The sequence below is a fragment of the Bartonella sp. MR168JLCBS genome, assembly GCF_042194175.1.
In genome coordinates this window covers 1-771 of the sequence record NZ_JBHIMP010000310.1, presented here as the reverse complement: position 1 = coordinate 771, position 771 = coordinate 1, and the positions used below count along the sequence as shown (strand labels likewise).

The 771-nt window shown below is 40.3% G+C and carries 1 pseudogene; it reads left to right on the top strand.

Annotation, left to right across the window (positions count from 1 at the left end):
* Positions 1 to 525, top strand: a pseudogene (locus tag ACFIK8_RS11090) (glycine dehydrogenase (aminomethyl-transferring)); the annotation flags it as partial.
* Positions 526 to 771: the final 246 nt, after the last annotated feature.

Here is a 771-nt window from a genome sequence, read left to right as displayed (position 1 = left end):
AATGCCAATTATATCGCTGAGCGTCTTTCACAGGCTTATTCCATTCTGTATCGGGGCAAGCATGGACGTGTTGCTCATGAATGTATTGTGGATACACGCGTATTGAAAGAGCAGTATGGAGTAAGTGTTGATGATATCGCAAAACGTCTCATAGATTATGGATTCCATGCGCCGACGATGTCGTTTCCAGTTCCCGGGACTTTGATGATTGAGCCAACAGAATCAGAGCCAAAAGCAGAGATTGATCGCTTTTGTGATGCTTTGCTTTCTATTGCTGAAGAAGCTAAGAAAGTTGGTGCAGGTGTTTGGCCAAAAGATGATAATCCATTGGTCAATGCACCACATACATTGGTGGATACAATAGATGATGCTTGGGTACATCCTTATTCGCGACAGGAGGCTGCTTTTCCCAATCATCATCTTGATCCAACGAATAAATATTGGCCTCCTGTTTCCCGTATTGATAATGTTGCGGGGGACAGAGTACTCATTTGTTCTTGTCCACCATTGGGAAACACCTCTTAAATTTATTTGTTTGCATTGACGAGAAAAGCCCACATATTTTGTGTGGGCTTTTTGAATCACGTACTGATCTTTTTAGCTATGAAGTTTGCTTACATGTTTTCTAAAATTTTGATGAGTTTTGTGCAGCGTAACTTAGGAGAATTAAAAAAATTAGGAGAGAAAGCTCGCAAAAAAAGGATGCATTTTGTAGAGGCACGGTTGAAAATCCTCTTCCCGATATTACAGGATTCCTAATCCTTAAAAATA